The organism is Thalassospira mesophila, from assembly GCF_002115755.1.
Classification (GTDB): domain Bacteria; phylum Pseudomonadota; class Alphaproteobacteria; order Rhodospirillales; family Thalassospiraceae; genus Thalassospira; species Thalassospira mesophila.
This window is the reverse complement of the sequence record NZ_JFKA01000001.1, coordinates 214,788-239,101: the sequence shown is the minus strand read 5'-3', so window position 1 is coordinate 239,101 and position 24,314 is coordinate 214,788. Positions and strand designations below refer to the sequence as shown.

The window sequence follows — 24,314 nt, the reverse complement described above, 5'->3', positions numbered from 1 at the left end:
GTTCAGGCTACTCCGAGACGCAACAGATCATGGATATGGACAAGGCCACAGGGCACACCCTGATCATCCACCACAAACAGCGATGTGATACTGCGATCATTCATAATCGCCAGCGCCTCGACCGCCAGCAAATCAGCCGTAATCGCCTTGGGATTGCACGTCATCACGGTTTCAACCGGGCGCGACACCAGATCATCAGTCATGTGACGGCGCAAATCGCCATCGGTCACAATCCCGGCAAGTTTCCCGGCATCGTCCACCACACCGACACAGCCAAATGACTTGCCCGTCATTTCCATTAGCGCATCAGCCATGCGGGCCTTCATCGAGATGGTTGGTAACTGGTCCGCACCATGCATCACTTCGCGTACCCGCAACAAACGCTGGCCCAGCTTGCCACCAGGATGAAATGTGCGAAAATCGTCGGCACTAAAACCGCGCCGTTCCATCAGGGCCACGGCCAGGGCATCGCCCAGCGCCAGCATTGCTGTGGTCGATGTGGTCGGGGCCTGACGGTTGGGGCAGGCCTCGACACTGTTGGGCAGAACCAGCGGAAAATCGCACTGACTGCCAAGCGAGCTTTCCGCCCGGCGGGTCATGCCGATGAGTGGAATATGAAAGCGCCGGGTATAGGCAATAATATCGGACAGTTCGGGGGTTTCACCCGAATTGGACATTGCCAGAACCGCGTCATCCTGCCCAATCATGCCCAGATCGCCATGGCTGGCCTCGGCGGGATGAACAAAAAACGACGGCGTGCCGGTTGAGGCAAACGTGGCAGCCACCTTTTTGGCGATATGGCCGCTTTTGCCCATGCCGGTTATCACCAGTCGGCCCTTTAACCCTTCGATCAGGGTAATAGCACGACAAAAATCGCCATTTAACGATTGTGCCAGCTCCTCAAGGGCAGCAGCTTCAAGGCTCAAGACCTTGCGGGCAACGGCAATATCGTTTTTTTCAGCTTCGGTAACTGTCATGGGCTTCTTTATTATCATCGGTCCGCACCCGGCCCGATTGCGATGTCATCAACAACCGGGCTTCACTGGCGCAAAAATGTGTCAATAACCGGGATCACTGCCCGCCAAAAAATAACGGGCAACAAACAGGGTCCTAATGGGCAAAGATGTCTGATTCAGCCCATCCTGCAAGGTCCAGGCTGGCACGGGTCGGCAGGAAATCAAAACAGGACTGGGCAATTTCCATACGGCCTTCGCGTTTCAGGCGACGATCAAGCTCTTCTTTCATTTTATGAAGATACAAAACGTCGCTGGCGGCATAGGCGATTTGCTCGTCGGTCAGCTCGGGCGCACCCCAGTCCGAACTTTGCTGCTGTTTGGAAATTTCAATCCCCACCAGTTCGCGCACCAGATCCTTCAACCCGTGACGGTCAGTATAGGTACGGATCAGTTTCGAGGCGATTTTGGTGCAATAAACCGGCGCACAGCGCACACCAAGATAAGCATCCATCACGGCAATATCGAAACGGCCAAAATGGAACAGTTTCAGCACGTCAGGATCGGCCAGCATTTTTTTCAAATTCGGCGCGCTGTAATCAGCGCCATCAAATTTGACCAAATGCGCATCTCCGTCGCCAGACGACAATTGCACCACACACAAACGGTCGCGATGCGGGTTCAACCCCATCGTTTCGCTGTCGATCGCAACAATTTTGCCAAGATCAAGCCCGTCGGGCAAATCTCCGTGATGGAGGTAGTTTGTCATCGCGATTCTCCGGTCTGAAAGTTTGGCCCTGTCTTAACACAGCAACGCCGCGCCCGCGATGCAAAAGACACCCCGGATCAACCGATATTGCTCGTAAAACAGGCAAAATTTCGCCCGTCAGACATCGTATTTGTAAAAGCGGGGGCTTCAGGCCGTGGTGGGACAGGAACGTTTAAAAACATTCAAAGCCGCCACCGCACAGCCGATTGACATCCAGGCCAAAATCGCGGGCCAGTTTGAAAAGGCACTTTGGGTCGCGGCAAAGGGAAAAAACGAGGCATTCAAGGTCGCCAGATACAACGCCACCAGCACCGTTTGCGTATGCCCTGCGCGGATCAAGCGCAGCCCCGCCCAAATGACAATTCCAACAAAAGCCAGCCATGGCACCGTTCCGACAAGGCCACTACTGGCCAGCCATTCGGCATAAATATTATGAGGATGCGGGTAACAGCCAAATTGCAGCGATTCCGGCGGCTGTTGCGCGCGGCAAACTTTTTCAAAACTGCCCATACCAATACCGGTCAAAGGGTTTTGGGTAAAAAAGCGCCAGCCCATCAGAGCCAGTTGCCCATAAATCGAGTCTGCATAATCCGATACAACCGCTCCCAATGCCGCCACCCGCCCGGCGATACGATCACTTGACGATAACAAAAGGCCAATTCCGGCAACGCCAACCGCACCCAGAAATATCGACAGCACCCGGGCGCGACCACCGCTGATAAACAGACCGATCACAACCGCAACCAGCCCCATCAGGGTTAAAACACTGGCGGCACGCTCCCCGCTAAGAAAAATAACCGCCAGCACCGGCACCATCACCCCGGCCCCGATCGCCAGCGGACGTTTTTCCCCCAGTTGCTCACGCGCGACAAAAGCCAGCGCCATAACGCCGAATGCCAGCTTTGACAAATAGCTGCCAATATTGGGGCGGTCGAGCGGCCCGGTCAGCCGATTTCCGTTTGCAACCATGCCCTGTCCGCCCAACAGCGAATAGCCCGTAATAAACTGATAAACCCCATCAAGCGCCCCAACCATCAGGGCGGCAAAGGTGGCATAACACACCACCCGGATTGCGAGCTTATCGACCAGAACCCAGCGGCTAATGGCGGCATAAAATACCACAAATCGCACCCAAATCAGCCCGCGCGACAAGTTTTTACCGGGATATTCACCAAAAGGGGCCACCACAACCACCAGCATCAGCAAAGCCAGCAACAAAACCGCAATATCGATCTGGCGTGCCCACGCCCAGTCATGCCGCAATGTACTGCGGGTCAGAAACAGCAGCCCCACCAGCACCAGCGACACATCGGCCGCCCCGCGGGCAAATAGCAAAAAAGTCGGGATCAGACACAAAAACACCAACGCCGCCAAATGCAGGCGACGTTCAATTTTATCACTGTAAGGCAGGGCAACGGCAAATTTGGTCACGGGTTATCAGGCCTCCGGATGGCGGGAACTTGGGCAAAGGCGTCATGGAAAGTGTCAATCAGGGGGCTGTCCGCCGATAACAGGCCAAGCTTGGCCGCCAAATAGGCAAACTGAACTTTGAAACCGGGCATGGCACACCCGTCGCGCAAGGCTTTACGCGCGGCAGAAACACATTTCATTGCCAGTTGCGCCCGGTTTTTGGTCGGTAAATCAGGGTTTTGGCGCAAAAAATGATAAAACGTCATGAAGCGGTCGTGATGCTGCTGAATTTTGTTATCCGACAAATGGCTTCCGGCATCGGGCACCCAGGTAACAATCGCCGCACTATCGACCAGGCAGCGCGCATGGGCGGCCAACCGCAATGGCAGCGATTCATCTTGTACAAACACTTGCTCATCGCATCCACCAGCCTGCAAAAACAAGGCCCGTTCCACAAGCCAGGTCATGCGTACAATCCCCCGGCCCAACACCCGCTCCAGCGGGTTTTCAAACACCGTGCTTGTCACATCGGGGGCAATCACCACGGCCTGTATCTGCTCAATCGGATCGTTGGTTTTATGCCATTTGCCATGCACCATGTCGCCATCATGGCGGGTGGCAAGGCTCAGCAAAGTGGCAATGGCATTGGGGGCCAAAACTTCATCGCAATCAAACAGGGCGAGATATTTGCCACTCGCCAGTGCCGCCCCCTGATTAAGCCGGATGGCCGGGCCAGCATTGCGGGTGTTTTCAATGATTTGCACATTTGCCATATCCGCTGTGCGCGCACGCAACACAGCAAGCGAGTCATCGCTTGAAACATCATCAACGAAAATATATTCGGCGGAAAATTCCCCGGTCTGATCACACAGGGACTGGATAAAAAACGGCAGGGCGGCGGCCTTGTTAAAAACCGGCAGAACATAACTGATATCTGGCACCCGCGCCCCCATTCGCCAAATCTGCATTAAGCTGTTCTAGCGATATCGGCAACCCACTGCAAAGACAAAAACCACCCCGAAACGACAATACCCCAGCACATCGTTAGATGTACTGGGGTATGGTGCCCAGGAGAAGACTCGAACTTCCACGACCTTGCGGCCACTGGCACCTGAAGCCAGCGCGTCTACCAATTCCGCCACCTGGGCTTAGGGGCTGTCTGGTTTGCTCCGGATTTGTCGTCCGGAACGGGGCGGAATATACGCGCTGACAAACAAGTGTCAACAAACTTTTTCAAAGTTTCTGCCGATCTTTTCGCTGTTTTTTTGCCAAGCCCTAAAAACGGCAAAAATCCGCCATTCCCCTTAAACCGAAGGTTCGAAAAGATAGCCCAGAACGCCGTTCAACCGGTTACGGCCCTGCTGTGTGGCGCGCAAACCGGCCCCGTCACACACCAGATCGCCCGAAACGATCAGGGTTTCGAGGCGTTCAGCATCCAGCACATCACGCGGGCCAGCCCCCGCCACCCGGTCAAACCGCGACAGGGGAATCGCCTCGTTGAGGCGCAAGCCCATCATCACCATTTCAATCAATCGTTCGTCACGGTCCAGCACCACTTCTTCCCGGGTGCCATGGCCAAGTTTTTCAACCCGGTCCAGCCAGATATCAGGCGCACGGTGGCGGCGCACCGCCATCGGCGTAATCTGCCCGTCAGCACCGACCACGGCTTCACGCCCATGCGCGCCGGGGCCAATGCCCAGATAATCGCCATAGCGCCAGTAAACCAGATTATGGCGGCTTTCCTGCCCCGGCTTGGCATGGTTGGAAACCTCGTAACAGCCATACCCGGCCAGTTCGGTTTCTTCCTGGGTAATGTCGTAAAGCTCGGCGGCAAGGTCTTCGCCCGGAACCTTTAGCTCGCCGCGCTGATGCAGGGTATAAAACCGCGTTCCCGGCTCGATCGTTAGCTGATAAAGCGAGATATGCCCGTTGGCGATTTCAAGCCCTTCGCGCAATTCGCGGCGCCAGGCGGTCGGGTCGTGGTCGGGTCGGGCATAAATAAGGTCAAACGAAAATCGGTCAAACACCGTGGCTGCCACATCAAGGGCACGTCGGGCTTCAGCAGCGTTATGCACCCGACCCAGAAATTCCAGATCGCGGTCGTTTAACGCCTGAATACCCAGCGACACCCGGTTGATACCATTGGCAGCAAAGGCGGAAAAACGGTCAATCTCGACCGTGCCGGGGTTGGCTTCAAGCGTGATTTCAACATCATCAGCCACCCGCCAGTATGTTTTGATATCCGCAATCAGCGCCCCGGCTGTTTCCGGGTCCATCAGGGACGGCGTGCCCCCGCCAAAAAATATTGATCCCACAACCCGGTCGGGGTGACGGGCCGCACCCACCGCCAGTTCCGCCCGCAACGCCGCCCGCCAGCGGGTATGATCCACATGATTGGCGACATGGCTGTTGAAATCGCAATAAGGGCATTTCGACAGGCAAAACGGCCAATGGATATAAATGCCAAACGGGACGGTTTCGGGCGTTATCAACGGTATGGTCTTTCATGGCAGCGGGAAGACTGGCCCCTTGGGGGCGGGGCCGATTAATATGGCTGATAAAATTCAGGCACCGACGATATCAACCGACGGTGCCTGATATCAGATAAGGCGAAACAGGCCGTTATGCAAAACAGGCTTTCACCAGCAAATTAAAGGCACGGGCCCGGTGGCTCATGTCATGCTTTTTGGCCGCAGGCATTTCGCCAAAAGTTTGCTCATACCCGCGGGGCTGAAACATCGGGTCATAGCCAAAGCCGTTTTTTCCACGTTTGGGCCAAACCAGATCGCCTTCAATCCGGCCTTCAAAATTTTCAACATGGTCATCAGGCCAGGCCAGCGACAGGGCACAGATAAAATCGGCCCGACGGTCGGGATGATTACCCACCGCCGTTTGCACCTTTTGCATCGCCATATCAAAATCGCGGTCCGGGCCGGCCCAACGGGCCGAATAAATGCCCGGCGCGCCATCCAGCGCCCACACTGCCATGCCCGAATCGTCGGCCAAGGCCGGCAGGTTTGCCGCCCGTGCCGCGGCAAGCGCCTTTAATTGCGCGTTGCCGATAAACGAGTTTTCGGTTTCTTCGGGTTCGGGCAGGCCCAAATCACCCGCCGACACCACTTCGATCCCGAAAGGGGCCAGAAGTTCGGCAATTTCAACGATCTTGCCTTTGTTATGGCTGGCAATAACCAGCTTTTTTTCCGTAAAGCGACGTACCATTTTCCGGCCTGCAGGTATCTGGATTAAGAATTATTACGATTGAACGGGTTTCATCCCTGGCCAGATGGTAAATGGCCAATCACCAAATCACAGGCCCAAAGCCGCGCGCTGTTTGGCAAACAGCTCGTCACAGCCCTTACGCGCCAGATCAAGCATCTGATCAAAGGCATCACGTTCAAACGGTACATCTTCGGCAGTGGCCTGCACTTCAACCAGCCCGCCATTCCCGGCCAGCACAAAATTGGCATCCGCCCCGGCATTGCTGTCTTCGGCGTAATCAAGGTCGAGAACCGGCGTGCCTTTGTAAAGGCCACATGAAATGGCGGCAACGGCATGGGTAAACGGAATTTCCTTGATCATGCCCAAACGACGAACACCCTGAAAGGCGATATGAGCGGCAATATAGGCCCCGGTAATGGAGGCTGTACGCGTGCCGCCATCGGCCTGGATAACATCACAATCAAGGCGCATTTGCATTTCGCCCATGGCTTTAAGGTCGGTTACTGCGCGGATGGAACGGCCAATCAGACGCTGAATTTCCTGGGTCCGGCCCGACTGGCCGCCACGGGTGGCTTCGCGCTGCATGCGCGAATCGGTTGCGCGCGGCAACATGCCATATTCAGCGGTGATCCAGCCCTTGCCCGAATTGCGCATCCAGCCCGGCACCTTGTCTTCAACCGTTGCGGTACACAAAACATGGGTATCGCCGAATTTAATCAGACAGGAGCCTTCGGCATATTTGCTGACACCGGTTTCGATGGTGATATCGCGAAGCTGATCAAGGGAACGACCGGAAGGACGCATGAAGGGAACCTCATAACAAAATGAATAGAGAGACCGGAGCCATATCCGGACCAGATCTGGAATGGGGCCAAGCTAATGCTCCATCCCCCAAAGGTCCAGCATTTTCGCCGGTTTCGCCTGTATCCCTGGCCCGAAAACAATCGTACAAAGGACAATCAACCAAATTCTCCGCCCTGCCCTGCAACAGCGCGCAATTGACGACGCGATACGCGCTGTCTAAATTCAGGTAAATATAGCAAAACCGCATGTAACAAGGTTTTAAATGGCGCTTATGGACAACACAATGCTGGGCGATCTGAATGAACGATCCCGCGAGGTGTTTCGTCAGATCGTGGACGCCTATGTTGAAACCGGTGAACCGATCGGCTCGCGCACCATCGCGCGGCGGATGTCGGAAAAGCTTTCGGCGGCCACCGTGCGCAATGTCATGTCCGATCTTGAAGATCAGGGGCTTTTGGTGGCGCCGCATATTTCTGCCGGGCGCTTGCCCAGCGAAAAAGGATTAAGGCTGTTTGTAAATGCCCTGATGGAGGTTGGCGACCTTCCCCATGCCGAGCGCGACCAGCTAACCAAAAACTGCGAACGGGCGGGCTATTCCCTTGATGAAATGCTGGGTGAAGCCACCAGCATGTTATCGGGTCTGTCGCGCTGTGCCGGGTTGGTAGTTGCGCCGAAAACCGACGGATTACGCCTTAAACAAATCGAATTTGTGCCTCTTTCACCGGGCAAGGTGCTGGCAGTGCTGGTCGCGCAAAATGGCAGTGTGGAAAACCGCATTGTCGATGTTCCGGCCAATTTGCCGACCTCGGCATTGACAGAAGCGGCGAATTATCTAAATACGCAGCTAGCTGGAAAGACTCTTGATGATGCACGCCTTCTGGTCGCACGCGAGCGCGACCGCATTCAGACCGAGCTGGACGTTTTATCGGCTAATCTGATTGATGCAGGCATTGCGACCTGGGCAGGCGGGGTGAAAGATTCATCCCTGATCATTAAGGGGCAATCCCAGCTGTTGGAAAATATTGCGACCATCGAACAGCTTGAAACCGTTCGACGGCTGTTTAATGTTTTGGAAGCCCGAGACCAGATGATCGAGCTTTTGGACGTTACATCAGACGCCGAAGGGGTTCAGATTTTTATCGGCACCGAAAACAAGCTGTTTGGTGGATCGGGTTTGTCGATGGTGATATCGCCCTATCAGAACGCCGAAGGAAGCATTGTCGGCGCAATCGGGGTTGTCGGACCGACGCGGATCAATTATGCCCGCATTATTCCGCTGGTCGACTATACCGCCAAACTGGTCGGGCGACTGATTGGTTAAATTTTGTGGCGCTGCGTGCCAGGCCACACAACAAGTGAAGGTAGTCCAACACATGACGGAAACCGCAAAAAACACGAACGAAGAAATGCAGGATGCCACACCGGCCGAGCAGGTTGCCGCCGAAGAAGCCGCGCAGGAAGACATTGCGCAGGACGGGGCAAGTGAAGCCGATGAAATGATCGCGACCCTTCAGGCTGAAAATGCCGAACTGAAGGACCGCATGTTACGGACCGCCGCCGAAGCCGAAAACATTCGCCGTCGGGCGAAAAAGGATGTCGAGGATTCGGCCAATTACGCGATTGCCAAATTTGCCCGCGATCTTCTGGATGTCGGCGACAATTTGCGTCGCGCCCTTGAAGCCGCCGGCGATGGTGCCAATCAGAACGAAGCCATGAAAACGCTGATCGAAGGCGTTGAAATGACCGAGCGCACCCTGTTGAAGTCGTTCGAGCAGAACGGCATCAAAAAGATGGAACCGCTGGGCGAAAAGCTGGACCCGAACAAACATCAGGCCGTGTTTGAAATGCCCAGTGCCGAGCATCCCGAAGGCCATGTCGCCCAGGTGATGCAGGCAGGTTATGTGATCAAGGACCGGCTGTTGCGCCCGGCAATGGTTGGCGTTGCCAAAAAACCCGAAGGTTCTGCGCCCGATGCGGGCAGCGAACCGGGCAGCAATGTTGATACATCCGCATAACCGGCTAACACATTGATTTCGCAAAAATGGCCCCTCACCCCTGGTGATTGGGCCATTTTTTTTAAGCTTGGCCGACACTATTGATAAATTAATTCAAATATTGAGTTAAACAAATTGTAATCACACATAAATACAGGGTTCGTCATGTCACTTTCGCGCGCTGTCATAGATGTCTTGCGTGATGAGGCCGCCCCGATTGTTATTTTAACCGGGGCTGGCATATCACGCGAAAGCGGGTTGCATACCTTTCGCGACCCCGACGGGATCTGGGCGAAATACGATATTTCCGAAGTTGCGACGCCCGAGGCGTTTGAAAACAACCCCGCCCTGGTCCACAGCTTTTATAATGACCGGCGAAAAATTCTGCATGACCCCGCCGTAATCCCCAATGCCGCGCACCATGCCCTTGCCGATCTGGAACAAAACTGGCCCGGCGATGTGTTGCTGGTGACGCAAAACATTGATGATTTGCACGGTCGCGCGGGCAGCCAAAACCTGATCCACATGCACGGCGAACTGTTCAAGGTGCAGTGCCTTCATTGCAACGCCATTTCCCCGTGGCAAGATGACCTTGGCAGCGAGGATAAGTGCGCCCAATGCGGCCATAAAGGAAGCTTGCGGCCCCATATTGTATGGTTTGGTGAAATGCCACTGGAAATGGAGCGGATTTACCGCGCGCTGGAAAAATGCGGGCTGTTTATATCAATTGGCACATCGGGAAATGTTTATCCCGCCGCCGGGTTTGTTGAATTTGCCCACCATCAGGCCGAAGCGGAAACCATCGAAATCAACCTTGAACCCAGCGACGGGGCCAGCCTGTTTGATAACGGTATTTATGGTCCGGCCACCCAAACGGTTCCGGCGTTTGTCGATCAGCTATTGGGCAGGGACGAAAACAAATCGTAAAAAGCCCGCTCACCGGTAGGGGTAAAATCCACCACGCGCGAATCGCGTAACCGCCGCGCCCAGCCCAGATCAAGCATCCGTTGCAACAGCCCCGCCCCCAACGCCCCGGCCAGATGCGACCGACGCATCGACCAGTCCAGGCATTCGCGGCATAACGGGCGGCGCAATTGCCGCATATGGTCCAGATCAAGGCCAAAGGCGGTGACGAAGCCTGCCCCGGCGTCGGTCAGTTTGATATCGCCGCCGGGCTCAAAACTGACCAGCTGGCGCTGTTGCAGATTTTCAAACAAGGCCACCCCCATTTCCCCGGCCAAATGGTCGTAACAAATGCGGGCCTTGCGCAAGGCCGGGTCTTTGGGCCCGGTGCGCACCCGGTTATGACCGGTGCGCTGGGCAATGCCCATCAAGGTTTCCAGCAATTCAACGATATCGGCATTACCAAGGGTGAAATACCGATGCCGCCCCTGCTTGCGGCCTTCAACAATGCCGCCTTCTTGCAGTTTTGCCAGGTGGGAACTGGCCGTTTGCGCCGTTACCCCGGCTTCCTGTGCCAGCTCGGTTGCAGTTAAGGCACGGCCCGCCATCAGCGCAGTCAGCATATTTGCCCGCGCCGGATCACCAATTAATGCTGCCACACGGGCAATGTCCGGTCCTTCTTTCATAGTTCGATGCTAATCGAAACATCGCGGTCGCACAATCAGCATAATGGCCAAAGTTCTTATGCTTCCCCGATGCAGGATCCATCATGCACAGCCCTAAAACCACCTTGGCAACCGAGTTTCTGTTGCTGGCTATTCTCGCCCTTTTGTGGGGTTCGTCCTATATTTTCATCAAAATTGCGCTTGAGGACATTCCCCCCATCACCCTGATTGCGATGCGGGTAGGCATTGCTGCCCTGTTTTTGACCGGCATTGTTATCTGGCAAGGCGACAAATTTCCCCGTGATGGCAAAACATGGCGAATGTTACTGCTGCAGGCAATTTTCAATTCCATCGGAGCCTGGACGGTTCTGGCGTGGGGCCAGCAATATGTCGATAGCGGGCTTGCCAGCGTGCTGAATTCCACATCGCCGGTTTTTCTGTTTTTCATCACCCTGTTTGTCACCCGCCACGAAACAGTCAACAAAACCAAACTGATCGGCGCAATGCTGGGTGTTTCAGGCGTGATCATGGTTGTCGGCCCCGGTGTTTTAAACGGCCTTGGGGCCGATATTGGCGGACAGGCCGCCATATTGCTCGGCGCCCTGCTGTATGCCTGCGGTGCCATTTATGGCAAACGGTTTAGCAAGCTTCCCGCCACTGTCACAGCTGCGGGCACCATGATCTGGGCCAGTATCTGTCTGCTCCCGGCCAGCCTGTTGCTTGACCAGCCATGGACCTTAACGCCAGCACCCCAAACAATTATCGCAGTCCTTGTGCTGTCGGTATTTTGCACCGGTGTCGCCTTGATGATTTATTTCCGGCTGGTGCGCACACTGGGATCAATGGGGGTGGCCAGCCAAAGCTATTTGCGCGCCGGAATTGGCGTTGCGCTGGGGGTTTTGTTGCTGGGCGAGACAATCGGCCCGCTGACATTGGCTGGCATTTTCTGTGCCCTGATCGGAGTCGCCATTATTAACTGGCCGCGCAAACCGCACCCGATTGCTGCCAAACCCGCATAATTTCCTGACCATCAGTTTAATTTTTGCGCGACCAAGGAGCCTTAAAATGCTGACCTGTTTTATCCGCTATGAAATTGACCCTTATAAAAAAGAGGCCTTTGCGGAGTATGCACGCAACTGGGGCCAGGCGATCCCGCGTTGCGGGGCGGACCTGATTGGCTATTTCGCCCCGCATGAAGGCACCACCACCACCGCCTACGGAGTTTATTCGCTGCCCGATCTGGCGGCCTATGAGACCTATCGCCAGCGCTTGCAAAATGATCCGCTGGGGCAGGAAAATTACCGCTTTGCGCAAAAAGAACAGTTTATTCGCCGCGAAGACCGGCAGTTTTACCGCCTGGCCTCTGGCCCGCATGGCAAAAGGATCGCACCATGATTGCTGTTATTTTTGAAGTAATGCCCAAACCTGACAGGATAAACGAGTATTTCGATATCGCGGGCGCACTGCGGCCTTTGCTTGATGACATTGACGGTTTTATATCGATTGAACGGTTTGAAAGCATCACCACGCCGGGCAAAATTTTATCGCTGTCGTTCTGGCGCGATGAAGAGGCGGTTAAGGCATGGCGAAACCTTGGCGAGCATCGCGCCGCCCAAAACAAAGGCCGTAACCAGGTCTTTCAGGATTACCGCCTGCGGGTTGCCGATGTGATGCGTGATTACGGCATGACCGCGCGTGACGACGTACCAACCGATTCGCATCATCATCACGACAGATAAGCGTTATACCGGCAAACAGGATCAAACCCGCGCGTCGGCGGTACAATCACCCGCCGACGGGGCTTTTGCTGTCAGGGATTTTGCATCATCGGCATCGGCAATGGCCGGTTTGACCCCGCCTTTAAAATCCAGCAGCGTCACGGCAAACACCACCAGCCCGGCACCGACAAAAACAATCGGCATCGGCAACATGTCGAAAAAAATCAGATCCATGGCGATGGAAAATGGCAATGCGGTATAGGCAGCGGGCGAAATAACACTGGCATCGGCCACGCGCACCGCGCGCAACACCATATAATTGGTCGACATGGCAAAAAAACCGGCCCCGCCCGAAAACGCCCAATCGGCAAATCCCGCCGGTTTCCACATGATAATGGCGACGGGCAACCAGATCACCACGGCAATCAATTGGGGCCAGAACAACATGGAAAAGTTGGTTTCGGTACGAACCATAATTTTGGCAAACAGGGTTTGCGCCGAAAAACAAAACGCCCCGACCAAGGCCGCCGCAATGCCCAGCGGTACGCCAAAGCCATTCATTTTGGGCACACACATCACCCAGACACCGACCAGCCCCAGCAAGGTGGCAGCAATTTTACGACCGGTCAGTTTTTCACCAAAAAACACCACCGCAAGCATGACCGTCAGCAAGGCTTCGATGAACAGATAGGCATTAACCTCGCTGATGCTCATTTGCCGCAGGGCAAAAAACACGCAAAAAAGCGAGCCATACCACAGCACCCCGCGCGCGATATGCGCCATCGGCCGGCGGGTGCGCACATGCCGTGTGCCAATACACATCACAATAACCACAAAAACCACCACGGTCAGAATGGCGCGCATCGCCAAAATCTGGGCGGTTGGAATTTCAGCTGCGACCAGCTTGGCGCAGACATCGACACAAACGCCCGATGCCATTGCGGCTGTCATCCATAAAACGCCGCGCAAATTTCCGCTCAGGCGCGCCAGCGTCCGGGTCATGACCAATTTCCTGTATTCGATCTGAAAAGGGTAAAGAGGGAGTTTCCAAAGCCTGGATCAGTCAGATACTGCGGGTGGCGCAAGGAGACATAGGGTCTGGAAACCCTCTCTGGATGGCATCTTGCCCGGAACGCTTGAAAAAAACGAATGAAGAGTTTTCACCAACCGATGAGAAAATTTTGTGCCAAACAAAACACCGCTCCTGTTAAACAGAACCAGCCCACAATGCCTGTTAGCGGAAAACCATCATGCGTCGCAAATTACCGCCCCTTCGCGCCCTTGTCGCCTTTGAAGCCACCGCCCGCCATCAAAGCGTGAAAGATGCCGCCGAGGAGCTGAATGTTACCCAAAGTGCAATCAGCCACCAGTTGCGCCAGCTTGAGGAAAGCGTTGGTGTTGTGCTGTTTGTGCGCAAGGGACGCGGATTATCGTTAACCAAATCGGCGCGCCAGTTATTGCCCCGCTTAACCGCTGCCCTTGATGATATTTCCGGCATCACCAGCGAAATCGGCCCTGACAAGGGCCGGGCCATTCGCATTGGTGCGCTGGCAACCCCGGCCCTGAGCATCCTGATTGAAGAACTGGAAAGTCTGCGCAGCGCAATTCCGGGCGATATTCCGGTTCAGTTTCGTAAAATCGAATTTGACGACGACCTTGATCCGCTTGAAATTGACATCGCCCTGCAAATCGCGCCCAAGGACCTGCCCGGCCCGGAAGGCTGGACGATGGAGCTTTTAACGCCGGAAATTTACCATGCCCTGGTCTCCCCGCAATGGCTGGAACGGCGCGGCTTTAACAAAAACAATGTCGATGTCGCACGCCTTGAACCGCGCGATATTTTGCTGATCGACAGCGACAGCGAACAGTTTTCGCAAATCAATTCCTGGTTCGAGGAAACAAATTTCGCCCTGGGCGATTGCTGGACATTCAGTCACCATATCTGGGCGCTGGAAGCCGCCCGCGAAGGCCACGGCATTGTGGCGAGCACCGATGTGGTGGCGCGCAAATATGTTGATCGCGGTGAACTGGTCGCGCTGAATTTTCCCGATTTCATGTCAAGCTGGTGGTACCGGTTGCTGATCCGCCCGTCGCGCGAACGCGACCCCGCCGTGATGGCTGCCGCAAGCTGGATTCGCGACCAGATCGGCCCGCAGTCGCGCGAAAACACACATCTGTAACCTTCATCTGGTTGCGAAACACCCGCCGGACCTGTACAACTTTTGGGCACAATATTGTTCAGAGTGATGCTGGCGTTAATCAGATCTCGACCGGGGGGAAGATGTCTAAGGTAAATCTGGTATCGGTTATCGTGACCACCTATAACTGGTCTACCGCACTTGCCATGGTTTTACAGTCATTGGCTGACCAGAAAGACCGGCATTTTGAAATCGTCATTGCTGATGACGGCTCCGATAGCGAAACCCGCAATCTTATCGACAGTTTTGCAGAAAACTCCCCCGTCCCCGTTCATCATTTCTGGCAAGAAGACTCCGGTTTTCGCGTTGCCCGCGCCAGAAACGGGGCGCTATCGCTGTGTCATGGCGATTTGGTGGTATTTATCGACGGTGATTGCTGTGTCATGCCCGATTTTATTGCCCGCCATCGCCAGGCCGCAACCCCGGGCTGCTTTGTGACCGGCAAACGGGTTTTTCTAAAGCGTCGCTTCACCGAATTTTTGTTGCGCGCACAACCCGCTTTTCACAAATGGCCCCGTATTGCCCTGTTCGGGCTGGGGTTGGGCGGGCAATGTAACCGCCCGTTCCAGTTTGTGCCGATGCCACAGTCTGACAAAAGCCTGTGGAAACACGAAAATTGCTGGAAAAAGGCTCAAACCTGCAATCTTGCTGTTTTCCGCAGCGATATTGACCGGGTTGCAGGCTTTGATGAAGCCTATGAAGGTCACGGGATGGAAGATTCGGATTTTGTCCTGCGGTTGCTAAGGTCCGGTTTGCGGCGCATAAATCTGGAATACAGCTCGCCGGTTTTGCATCTGTTTCATGGGCGCAAAATTACCCAGCGTCATGCCGGTTCTGATAATAACGGGGTTCATTTCAAGAATCTTGAGCAGGACACATCCCGGTTTCTACCGGGGAAAAGCATGTTTTTATCCCCCGAAGCCGCCGAATAAATTCATACCCGACCAATGACGCACAAGCGCGTTCTTGGAACATGGCGAATTTCGCGATAAAAGGGCCGCATCATTTTTGCACGCCCGCCAAAGGCGCGCAGGTGGATCCAATATCAAAGCCCGGCAACGGGCGATCTGAAGCAAACGCGAAAGGGTGTTTCCCCGATGGACCTCAGCAAGATTGCGGTTGGTAAAGACGTTCCCTGGGACGTCAATGTTGTTATCGAAATCCCGCAGGGCGGGCCGGTAAAATACGAAGTCGACAAGGATTCCGGTGCCTTGTTCGTTGACCGTTTCCTGCATACCTCGATGTATTATCCGGTCAATTACGGCTTCATTCCCAACACCCTGGGGGACGATGGCGACCCGGTTGATGCCATGGTCATGTTCCGCCAGCCCGTTGTTGCCGGTTCGGTCATTCGGGCGCGCCCGATTGGCGTGCTGATGATGGAAGACGAAGCCGGCATGGACGAAAAACTGATCTGCGTGCCGCACGAAAAGGTTGATCCTTATTACAAGGACATCAAATCGCACGAAGACCTGCCCGAAATCCTGCGCGACCAGATCCAGCATTTCTTTGAACGCTACAAGGATCTGGAAAAAGGCAAATGGGTAAAGGTCACCGGCTGGAAAGGTGCAGACACCGCCGCCGAGCTGATCAATGCTGCGATTGAACGTTTCGCAAAATAATTTCGCCTGTTGCGGATTGTTCCAATACGACAGGCATAAACGACATCAGCGCCTCGCAGAAATGCGGGGCGTTGTTGTTTTCATCCTTGCAAGCAGCCCGGTGTGATATATCTGGTCAGATCACCCGCACACAAAGCAACACCAACTTTCTGCTATCAGATGGCCGTCGGCGTCACATATGCGCCATACAAGCCACGCAATATGTGTCTTCATGTATCTTCGCGCTGGTCCTCTGATCCCGCCCGCGTACCGTGCCCCTGTAACAGGTAGGACTTGATGGATAGTGTTGCCCCGAACCCTGCCAAAAATGGCAAAGATACTGACATTGTCGTCAATGCCGACGGCGACCTCAGCTTTGCCGGGCAAACCTATCGTGCAGCAATCGGCAAGACCGGGATGCGCGCGGACAAAACCGAAGGCGACGGGGCGAGCCCGACCGGTATCTGGAATTTGCGCTATGTGATGTATCGTGCGGACCGACTCCCGCCCGTTAAAACCGCCCTGCCCGTTTATCAGCTCGTGCGAAACGATGGCTGGTGTGATGACCCGCACAGTGATGCCTATAACCGCCCGGTACGCCTGCCCTTTGCCAAAAGCCACGAAAAGCTTTGGCGCGAGGACCATATCTATGACGTGATCGTTGCTCTTGATCACAATGACAGCCCTGCCATAGCGGGGCGCGGGTCGGCGATATTTATGCATATCGCCCGCCCGGCCTATGACGGGACCGAGGGATGTATTGCGCTGGCAAAAAATGATCTGATCGCCATTTTAGCAAATTGCACTGTTTCCACCCGCCTTTGCATTGGCCAAAAATGAACATACCCTTGCAGCCAACCCTGCAACACCCTAGTTTCAAAGCCGCACATTTATCAGACCGGGACAAAACATGATCGAAGACGATTATCTATACACCAAGGGCGGCATCAAAGGATTTGGCGCAAAAATGCGCAAATTTTTCGGCAGCGGGCGTTTCTGGCTGCGGGCTTTTGCCGTAATTGTTGTTCTGTGCCTGATCTATTACCCGGTCGGGATGCTGATGGTCCAAAAGATCGACGACAACCCCGATTTCAGCGGCGATTATCAGGGCGGCAGCCATGCCGTTGCCACCGCCATCGGCCTGATCGACCGCGAGGTAAACCAGCATCAATGGACGGCGAATGATCCGTTTTTCATGCCCGGTTCCGCCCTTGATAATATGCCAAACTTCCAGACCGGCATTATTTATGCGCTGTCGCGATTCTCGATCGAGCTTTCCGACCAGATCGGTCGGGCGCGCGGTTCCAGCCAGGTTGACAGCGATCTTGATAATGCTGCTGGCGTTTTAAAATTCCGCGGCGACAAATGGGTGTTTGACCCCAGCATCTCGCTTCTGCCCGGTGTGTCATCCGAACAGCAATATCGCCAGGCAATTGCGGCGTTACGGCGCTATAACGAACGCCTGGCTGCCGGTAATGCCGCGTTCGAACGCCGTGCCGACAATTTGCAGGAAACACTGGCGCGTTTTTCCAACGACCTTGGCTCGGCATCCGCCCTGCTTGATAACAAGGTTGCCCATCCGTCGGTTTTTGATACCACGGCAGATGATGTTTTTTATGCGACCAAAGGCCGACTTTACGCCTATAGCCTGATTTTGCGCGATCTTGGCACCGATTTTGAAAACATCCTTAATGAGCGCCAGGTCAGCCAGGTTTGGGCAGAAATGGTGGCATCCTTGCAGGCGGCCTCGCAACTTGACCCGATCATGGTGATTAACGGATCCGCCGATGGCATTATCCTGCCCAACCATCTTGCCGGACTGGGTTTTTACCTGTTGCGCGCACGCACCCAGATGAATGAAATCATCAGTATCCTGCAACGCTAGGCGCAATATAGTATTTTTGCGAATACCTGAGTTGCATGGTCGGACTTGATCTTTTGTGAAAATTGGCCCATTTAGAGGCTAAAGGTAAAGACATGAGGGCTGCCGCGACAGCAATGACTGCGGCGCCACAGCAAAAGGACTTGGTGAAAATGTTCATACAGACCGAACCCACCCCGAATCCCGCCACCCTGAAATTTCTTCCGGGTGAAGAAGTTATGGGCCGTCAGGGCACTGCGAACTTCACCGCCAATGACGAACATGTAAAATCGCCGCTGGCGCGCAAGCTGTTCGAAGTCGAAGGCATTACCGGTGTATTTCTTGGCGGTGACTTTATTACCATCACCAAAGAAGACAGCCGCGAATGGCAGACCCTGAAACCGCAAATTCTTGGCGGGATCATGGAGCATTACACGTCGGGTCAGCCCGTTCTGGATCAGGGCAGCGATGCCACCAAGGCAACCAGTTCGGCTGCCGAAGGCGATGACGAACTGGTAACCCAGATCAAGGAACTGCTTGATACCCGCGTTCGCCCGGCCGTGGCGCAGGATGGTGGCGATATCGTCTTTCACAAGTTTGAAGACGGTGTTGTCTATCTTGAAATGCATGGGGCATGCTCGGGTTGCCCGAGCAGCACAGCGACCCTGAAAATGGGCATCGAAAACATGCTGCGCTATTACGTGCCGGAAGTGCAGGCGGTTGAGCCGGTGATGGCGGAATACTGATCGCTGTTTACAGCCTAGCGGTCATTGTCTGACCAAAATATTTACACATTCGCGCCGAATTCATCGGTTATGGGTTTTTCAAACAGCAAAAGCCGTAACCGATGAAGTGTCGGCGCGAAAATGACGCCCCTGTCGGCCAGAAGATTTGTTCCGCATGTGCCCGCAGCACCGGAACAACATCACTTGAATACATAGTGGTGAACCACACTATAGTTTGTGGTGCGACAGGCTCAGGCAACAAAACACAGTGTTTTGACCTGATAAAACGGGATGGAAGCATCCGTCATTAACCGATTCGTAACTATTTTATCCTCGCGTGCGATCTTTTTTGCGCGCCATGCGTTGTTGTCTTGATACGCAACGCAAGCATTCGCGGGGGTTTTTGCCGTGTGTATTTTTTCGGATTGCACCAATACCGCGACCCGGTCATAGATATTCACGCGCAAAAAACGGACAGGTTCAATGATCCTGGAGAGAGATGAATGAGTAGCGCAAATCAAAGTACATTCAATAAAGTCGCACTTGCGTCGATTGTCGGCGCGGTGGGATTACAGTATGTGCTGATGTTTGGCGGCTTCGATATCACCCCGAAACCGGCTGGCATGATTATTGACGCCTCGGTCGTGGTGCCGGTTAAACCGGAAAAGCCCAAGGTTAAAAAGCTTTATCAGCGCGACCCCGAAGTGGTCGCACTGGACCAGTATTTCAAAAGCATTGATTACAAGCTTGGCACGACGACAGACATCCCGCGGGTTTATATCAAACGTGTGCCCAAGGGCCTGCGTGATCTAAGCTCGGTTGCGGAGCGCAAACAGATCTTTTTGCGCATCATTTTGCCGCTTGCCTTGCGGGTAAACGAGGAAATTGCCGCCCGCCGTGATCGTTTGTTATCAATCCAAAGCAATGAATATGCCGGTGTGCCCGCCACCCCGACCCAGCAAAAATGGGTCGAGAAAATGATGAAACGCTACCGCGTTGACGGCGGTGGCATCGCTGCCCTGCTTGAACGGATCGACATCATTCCACCCTCGCTTATTTTAGCGCAATCGGCTGAAGAAAGTGGCTGGGGCACCTCGCGCTTTGTCCGCAAGGGCAATGCCCTGTTTGGCCAATGGGCCTATAACGAGGAAGAAGGCATTGTTCCCGAAGACCGCGAAACGGGGAAAACCCACGTCATCAAAGCGTTTGATACGCTGATGGATTCGGTCCGGGCCTATGCCGTTAATATCAATTCCCATCCTGCCTACGCGGCATTGCGCGAAGAACGTGCCAATCGCCGCGCCGAGGGAAGCGATATTACCGGTTGGGAACTTGCCAAAACCCTGATCAAATATTCGGAACGCGGCGAAGATTACGTTCAGTCCCTGCATGCGATTATGAGGGCCAATGACCTTGATACGCTTGATGGCATGAAATTCGCGGTGGACGATGTACCGCCGCCGCCCAATTTGCTGGCATCCCTGCAAGGCTGATGGCAGCGCGATAAAACACACCGATACAGACCAAAAAAGGGTGCCAGATGCGGCACCCTTTTTCACAAACCCGATGCGCCGCATCGCCTGGAAGGGATCAGTGCGCGCAGAGCATTTTCCCCGCCATTATGGCCGATAGATCCAGCCTTTTTCCGACTTCACCAAACGAATTTCATTGCTGACCCCGCGCCGGTCACCAACGGTGAAGCCGCCTTCTTTCAGGGCCAGCATTTTCATTTTCAAAACATCCACCGCATCACGGGCAGCGGCACCGGCAGCATCAAGATTTTCGGCCTGCTTGCTTTGCTCCACCACGTCATCGGCAAAGTCGGAAATGCTGCGATCAAAAACCATGTCATAGCTGACCATGACAGTCACCACGCCATCCCCGCCGCTGACACTGTTGGTTTTATGAACATTTTCCACATGAGCCACCCGGGCATAGGGGTCGTTGCGAAAACGTTCAATCACGGCCGTGGTAATTTCATCGGGGCCAGGTTCGGCTTTGACTTCGTCATTGCACCCCGCCAGCACCGGAAAAATCAGTAAAAATGCAAAAATACGGGCAAAACGCTGCATCAGGTGAAATCCTTCCTTATTTTGTCCGCGATTAATAACATCCATCTGTGAAACAGATATGGCGGAAATCGGATTTTGCCGATTTCCGCCATATCAAAACATATCTTTTTCCCCATGCACAACCCAGGGCCATGATCAGGGAGTTTGCGCCGTCCCGTCCTAGCCGTGTTCGGCTTCGTGTGCCGCAAGGGCGGCCAGATTAACCAGATCGTTCACCGTCGCCCCCATCTGGGTGATCTGGGCCGGTTTGGCCAAACCAATCATGACCGGGCCAATCACGGTACCACCGCCCAGTTTACCCAGCAATTTGGATGCCGTGGTGGCCGCATGCAGGGCGGGCATCACCAGAACATTGGCCGGACCGGACAAACGGCAGAACGGATAGAGTTTCAAAAGTTCGGTATCAAGCGCGACATCGACGCTCATATCGCCATCAAATTCAAAATCGACATCCGAACCTTCCAGAATGGCAACCGCCTCGCGGATACGGTCGGTATCCTTGGTCCAGGGATTGCCAAATGTGGAATGCGAAATCATTGCCACACGCGGCTCATGGCCCAGCTGCCGGGCTTTTTTCGCCGCCTGAATGGCAATTTCGGCCAGTTGCTCGGCATCGGGTTCGTCATGAACGCGGGTATCGGCAATAAACACCGTCCGGCCCTTGGCAATTGCAATCGACAGGCCCATCGGAATTTCACCGTCTTTGGCATCAATCACGGTGCTGATATCGGTGAAGCTGCGGTTAAAGTTCCGCGTTAACCCGGTAATCATGCCGTCGGCCTGGCCCATCGCCACCATGGCAGCGGCAAACACGTTACGTTTCTGGTTTACCATGCGCTGGCAATCGCGCCACAAATAGCCTTTGCGCTGCAACCGCTGATACAAAAATTCGGCATATTTGCGATTGTCATTGGTCAGGGCAGCGTTGGTAATTTCAACCCCGTCCAGGCTTTCAATGCCCAGCGATTTTGCCGTTTCCAAAATGCGGTCTTCACGACCCACCAGAATGGGCGTGCCATAACCGGAATTGCGAAACGCAGCAGCCGCGCGAATAACAGTTTCTTCTTCGCCTTCGGCAAAGGCGATGCGTTTGGGATGCGCACGGACATAATCGGAAATCAGCTGCAAATGGGCCGCTGTCGGGTCCAGACGGCTACGCAGCTGATTTTCATATTCCGCCATATCAAAAATCGGCTTGCGGGCAACGCCACTATCCATTGCCGCCTGGGCAACGGCCTTGGGTATCGCAATGATCAGGCGCGGGTCAAACGGGGCGGGAATGATATATTCCGGTCCATATTGCAAACGACGGCCCGAATAGGCGGCAGCCACTTCGTCAGGTACATCTTCGCGCGCCAGTGCTGCCACCGCATTGGCGGCTGCAATTTTCATTTCCTCGTTAATGGTGGATGCCTGAACATCAAGCGCACCACGGAAAATATAGGGGAAACCCAGCACATTGTTGATCTGGTTGGGGTAGTCCGACCGGCCGGTTGCGCAAATCGCATCGCTGCGAATTTCGGCAACATCTTCGGGCGAAATTTCCGGGTCCGGGTTGGCCATGGCAAAGATAATCGGCTGTTTGGCCATGCTTTTAACCATCGCCGGGGTAATCGCCCCTTTGACCGACAGGCCAAATACGGCATCGGCCCCCTTCATCGCATCTTCAAGCGAACGGGCATCAGTATCAGCGGCGTGGGCCGATTTCCACTGGTTCATCCCGGCTTCGCGGCCCTTGTAAATGACACCGCGTGAATCGCACATAATGACATTATCGGGCGTCACACCCATGCTTTTGACCAGTTCGGCCACCGCAATGGCCGCCGCACCGGCACCGTTCACCACCAGCTTGATATCGGCAAGTTTACGGCCCGTCAGGTCGCAGGCATTGATCAGGCCCGAGGCGGCAATAATCGCGGTTCCGTGCTGGTCATCATGGAATACCGGAATATCCATAATCTCACGCAGGCGGCTTTCAATGATGAAACATTCGGGCGCCTTGATGTCTTCAAGGTTAATACCGCCAAATGTCGCCCCCAAAAAGCGCACGCAATTAACGAATTCGTCGACATTTTCGGTGGAAACTTCAAGATCCATCCCGTCAACATCGGCAAAGCGTTTAAACAAAACCGCCTTGCCTTCCATCACCGGCTTGGACGCCAGCGCGCCAAGATTGCCAAGCCCGAGAACGGCGGTACCGTTGGAAATGACAGCAACAAGGTTGCCCTTGGATGTGTAGTCGTAGGCGGTGGCAGGGTTTTTGGCAATTTCCAGACAGGGCACGGCAACGCCGGGCGAATATGCCAAAGACAAATCTCGCTGGGTGGTCAGCGGCTTTGAGGCGGTAATTTCGATTTTTCCGGGGCGGCCACTTGAATGAAACAGCAGCGCTTCACGGTCACGAACTTTAATTTCTTTTTCTTCCATATGTCTTCACTGATGCTTGCATGGTGGGTGAGGAAAGCTGTGAGCCCCGCAAACAGATTGTGGGACTGCCTGAGGGAAGTACGTAATAAATCAGGGTTCCGCACGCTGGTCAAAGGACCAGTTGATGAAAAATCAAATTTTCCCAATCTTTTCCATATGTTGCGACGCAGCATTTTGAAAAAATCGGCCCGCCCGGACCCGGTTTTTACGGGTGTTTTCCATAGAAAAAGGCGTTCCGACCTGCGAAACGCCTTTGGCTGTTTACTGCGATTTATTGCGATGGATTGGATATTTGCCCCAATATTTTGATATCAGGCCAAATTCACTTTTCCATCCGGGCACATTCTGGGGCGATTATTCACCAGCCTTGTGAATATGCACATCCTTCGCGCCATTTTGGGCAAAAATTTCGCGGGCCTGAATTTCGGCGCCAACGTGTTCGGGATCAATACGGACCCAAAGAGCCACCGAGCCTTCTTTCAACGCCTTGGCAAAATCTTCGGTATGCGGGGTCGAGGTTACTTCGCCGATAAAATCGGTCAGGGCCATCGTGCCAACACCCGCGCCAATCGCCAGTGCCAGTGCCGCCGTTGCAGCACCACCAAACAGCGCAATCGCGCCCGATGCCACCAAAGGCACCTCGTATTTGACTTCACCAAACATCGCGGTCAGCACGTCTGACCATGTTTGCCCGTCCTTGCCTGCCACATCAATTGACTCGTGCGTGCTAAGCGCTGACAGGTCCGTGTGGGCAAACCCGGCATCGGTCAGGGCGCGTACCGCAGCATCAAAGGATTCTTTGGTATCAAACAGGCCGACCAGTTCCGGCACCTGGGCTGTGGTGTGTTGTTCAGACATTGTTGTTTTCTCCTGGGTCACTGGTCCGATAGAAATTCATACAAGTATTTTATCATATATTGCAAAACTTTAGGGCAAAATAACGGCCCCCCTCGCCAAGTGCGGCCGGGTTTGGTATCAAGGCTTCCATGAACAAG

At 54.4% G+C, this 24,314-nt stretch carries 26 protein-coding genes and 1 tRNA gene; 14 read left to right on the top strand and 13 right to left on the bottom strand.

The features are described from left to right. Positions 1 to 2: 2 nt before the first annotated feature. The 8 genes from TMES_RS01115 to rph all read right to left on the bottom strand — a co-directional run bounded on the left by TMES_RS01115 (position 3) and on the right by rph (position 7,155). Complete coding sequence (locus TMES_RS01115; RefSeq protein WP_169718821.1) at positions 3 to 977, bottom strand: KpsF/GutQ family sugar-phosphate isomerase; 975 nt, start codon at positions 975 to 977, stop codon at positions 3 to 5. A 133-nt stretch (positions 978 to 1,110) separates the two neighbouring features. Then, positions 1,111 to 1,722, bottom strand: a complete 612-nt coding sequence (locus TMES_RS01110) for a ribonuclease D (protein ID WP_085578616.1) — start codon at positions 1,720 to 1,722, stop codon at positions 1,111 to 1,113. A gap of 147 nt (positions 1,723 to 1,869) precedes the next feature. After that, positions 1,870 to 3,153 (bottom strand): O-antigen ligase family protein, encoded by a 1,284-nt coding sequence (locus TMES_RS01105; protein WP_245835155.1) that lies wholly within the window; start codon positions 3,151 to 3,153, stop codon positions 1,870 to 1,872. Next, positions 3,150 to 4,100, bottom strand: coding sequence for a glycosyltransferase family 2 protein (locus TMES_RS01100; RefSeq protein WP_245835154.1), 951 nt, complete (start codon positions 4,098 to 4,100; stop codon positions 3,150 to 3,152). Before TMES_RS01100 ends, TMES_RS01105 begins: the two co-directional genes overlap by 4 nt. A 93-nt stretch (positions 4,101 to 4,193) precedes the next feature. Continuing rightward, positions 4,194 to 4,280, bottom strand: a tRNA-Leu gene (locus tag TMES_RS01095). A gap of 156 nt (positions 4,281 to 4,436) precedes the next feature. After that, positions 4,437 to 5,624: a radical SAM family heme chaperone HemW gene (hemW, locus tag TMES_RS01090; RefSeq protein WP_085578614.1), complete on the bottom strand. Its 1,188-nt coding sequence runs from the start codon at positions 5,622 to 5,624 to the stop codon at positions 4,437 to 4,439. A 130-nt stretch (positions 5,625 to 5,754) separates the two neighbouring features. Then, on the bottom strand, positions 5,755 to 6,351 hold the full coding sequence (gene rdgB, locus TMES_RS01085) for an RdgB/HAM1 family non-canonical purine NTP pyrophosphatase (protein WP_085578612.1): 597 nt from the start codon (positions 6,349 to 6,351) through the stop codon (positions 5,755 to 5,757). A gap of 87 nt (positions 6,352 to 6,438) precedes the next feature. Further along, positions 6,439 to 7,155: a ribonuclease PH gene (rph, locus tag TMES_RS01080; protein ID WP_085578610.1), complete on the bottom strand. Its 717-nt coding sequence runs from the start codon at positions 7,153 to 7,155 to the stop codon at positions 6,439 to 6,441. A gap of 262 nt (positions 7,156 to 7,417) precedes the next feature. Here rph and hrcA point away from each other — a divergent pair, with 262 nt between their 5' ends. The 3 genes from hrcA to cobB all read left to right on the top strand — a co-directional run bounded on the left by hrcA (position 7,418) and on the right by cobB (position 10,076). Then, on the top strand, positions 7,418 to 8,476 hold the full coding sequence (gene hrcA / locus TMES_RS01075) for a heat-inducible transcriptional repressor HrcA (protein ID WP_085578608.1): 1,059 nt from the start codon (positions 7,418 to 7,420) through the stop codon (positions 8,474 to 8,476). 52 nt (positions 8,477 to 8,528) lie between these two features. After that, positions 8,529 to 9,170 (top strand): nucleotide exchange factor GrpE, encoded by a 642-nt coding sequence (gene grpE / locus TMES_RS01070; protein ID WP_085578606.1) that lies wholly within the window; start codon positions 8,529 to 8,531, stop codon positions 9,168 to 9,170. Positions 9,171 to 9,314: 144 nt separating this feature from the next. Further along, positions 9,315 to 10,076: a Sir2 family NAD+-dependent deacetylase gene (gene cobB, locus TMES_RS01065; protein ID WP_085578604.1), complete on the top strand. Its 762-nt coding sequence runs from the start codon at positions 9,315 to 9,317 to the stop codon at positions 10,074 to 10,076. On the opposite strand, the gene TMES_RS01060 is transcribed toward cobB, so the two are convergent. Beyond that, on the bottom strand, positions 10,043 to 10,738 hold the full coding sequence (locus TMES_RS01060) for an ArsR/SmtB family transcription factor (RefSeq protein WP_085578602.1): 696 nt from the start codon (positions 10,736 to 10,738) through the stop codon (positions 10,043 to 10,045). The genes cobB and TMES_RS01060 overlap by 34 nt on opposite strands. A gap of 83 nt (positions 10,739 to 10,821) precedes the next feature. On the opposite strand from TMES_RS01060, the gene TMES_RS01055 reads away from it, so the two are divergent. The 3 genes from TMES_RS01055 to TMES_RS01045 are packed head-to-tail and all read left to right on the top strand — an operon-like array spanning position 10,822 to position 12,456. Further along, positions 10,822 to 11,736: a DMT family transporter gene (locus TMES_RS01055; RefSeq protein WP_085578600.1), complete on the top strand. Its 915-nt coding sequence runs from the start codon at positions 10,822 to 10,824 to the stop codon at positions 11,734 to 11,736. Positions 11,737 to 11,782: 46 nt separating this feature from the next. Then, complete coding sequence (locus TMES_RS01050) at positions 11,783 to 12,112, top strand: NIPSNAP family protein (protein WP_085578598.1); 330 nt, start codon at positions 11,783 to 11,785, stop codon at positions 12,110 to 12,112. Continuing rightward, positions 12,109 to 12,456 carry an antibiotic biosynthesis monooxygenase family protein gene (locus TMES_RS01045; protein ID WP_085578596.1) on the top strand — a complete coding sequence of 116 codons (348 nt, stop codon included), beginning with the start codon at positions 12,109 to 12,111 and terminating at the stop codon, positions 12,454 to 12,456. The genes TMES_RS01050 and TMES_RS01045 overlap by 4 nt, the downstream gene beginning before the upstream one ends. 21 nt (positions 12,457 to 12,477) lie before the next feature. On the opposite strand, the gene TMES_RS01040 is transcribed toward TMES_RS01045, so the two are convergent. Next, complete coding sequence (locus TMES_RS01040; RefSeq protein ID WP_085578594.1) at positions 12,478 to 13,437, bottom strand: DMT family transporter; 960 nt, start codon at positions 13,435 to 13,437, stop codon at positions 12,478 to 12,480. 248 nt (positions 13,438 to 13,685) lie between these two features. Between TMES_RS01040 and TMES_RS01035 the strand changes: the two genes are divergently transcribed. The 7 genes from TMES_RS01035 to TMES_RS01000 all read left to right on the top strand — a co-directional run bounded on the left by TMES_RS01035 (position 13,686) and on the right by TMES_RS01000 (position 20,313). Beyond that, positions 13,686 to 14,615: a LysR family transcriptional regulator gene (locus TMES_RS01035; RefSeq protein WP_085578592.1), complete on the top strand. Its 930-nt coding sequence runs from the start codon at positions 13,686 to 13,688 to the stop codon at positions 14,613 to 14,615. Between the two features lie 101 nt (positions 14,616 to 14,716). Beyond that, on the top strand, positions 14,717 to 15,565 hold the full coding sequence (locus tag TMES_RS01030; protein ID WP_085578590.1) for a glycosyltransferase: 849 nt from the start codon (positions 14,717 to 14,719) through the stop codon (positions 15,563 to 15,565). Positions 15,566 to 15,730: 165 nt separating this feature from the next. Continuing rightward, on the top strand, positions 15,731 to 16,255 hold the full coding sequence (gene ppa, locus TMES_RS01025; RefSeq protein WP_085578588.1) for an inorganic diphosphatase: 525 nt from the start codon (positions 15,731 to 15,733) through the stop codon (positions 16,253 to 16,255). A 276-nt stretch (positions 16,256 to 16,531) separates the two neighbouring features. Beyond that, complete coding sequence (locus TMES_RS01020) at positions 16,532 to 17,074, top strand: L,D-transpeptidase family protein (RefSeq protein WP_085578587.1); 543 nt, start codon at positions 16,532 to 16,534, stop codon at positions 17,072 to 17,074. Positions 17,075 to 17,144: 70 nt separating this feature from the next. Continuing rightward, on the top strand, positions 17,145 to 18,119 hold the full coding sequence (locus TMES_RS01015) for a DUF2333 family protein (protein WP_085578585.1): 975 nt from the start codon (positions 17,145 to 17,147) through the stop codon (positions 18,117 to 18,119). 149 nt (positions 18,120 to 18,268) lie between these two features. Next, positions 18,269 to 18,841, top strand: coding sequence for a NifU family protein (locus tag TMES_RS01010; protein WP_085578583.1), 573 nt, complete (start codon positions 18,269 to 18,271; stop codon positions 18,839 to 18,841). 482 nt (positions 18,842 to 19,323) lie between these two features. Continuing rightward, the gene (locus tag TMES_RS01000; protein WP_085578579.1) at positions 19,324 to 20,313 is read left to right on the top strand and encodes a glucosaminidase domain-containing protein; all 990 of its coding nucleotides are present in this window, start codon (positions 19,324 to 19,326) and stop codon (positions 20,311 to 20,313) included. Between the two features lie 126 nt (positions 20,314 to 20,439). On the opposite strand, the gene TMES_RS00995 is transcribed toward TMES_RS01000, so the two are convergent. Further along, positions 20,440 to 20,892, bottom strand: a complete 453-nt coding sequence (locus tag TMES_RS00995; RefSeq protein ID WP_085578577.1) for a hypothetical protein — start codon at positions 20,890 to 20,892, stop codon at positions 20,440 to 20,442. A 159-nt stretch (positions 20,893 to 21,051) separates the two neighbouring features. After that, the gene (locus TMES_RS00990; protein WP_085578575.1) at positions 21,052 to 23,319 is read right to left on the bottom strand and encodes an NADP-dependent malic enzyme; all 2,268 of its coding nucleotides are present in this window, start codon (positions 23,317 to 23,319) and stop codon (positions 21,052 to 21,054) included. On the opposite strand from TMES_RS00990, the gene TMES_RS22190 reads away from it, so the two are divergent. After that, positions 23,269 to 23,628, top strand: coding sequence for a hypothetical protein (locus TMES_RS22190; protein ID WP_143589498.1), 360 nt, complete (start codon positions 23,269 to 23,271; stop codon positions 23,626 to 23,628). The two genes, TMES_RS00990 and TMES_RS22190, sit on opposite strands and share 51 nt — an antisense overlap. A gap of 45 nt (positions 23,629 to 23,673) precedes the next feature. Here TMES_RS22190 and TMES_RS00985 read toward each other — a convergent pair whose 3' ends face one another. After that, entirely contained in the window at positions 23,674 to 24,177 is a 504-nt protein-coding gene (locus TMES_RS00985) for a hypothetical protein (protein WP_085578573.1), read from the bottom strand. Positions 24,178 to 24,314: the final 137 nt, after the last annotated feature.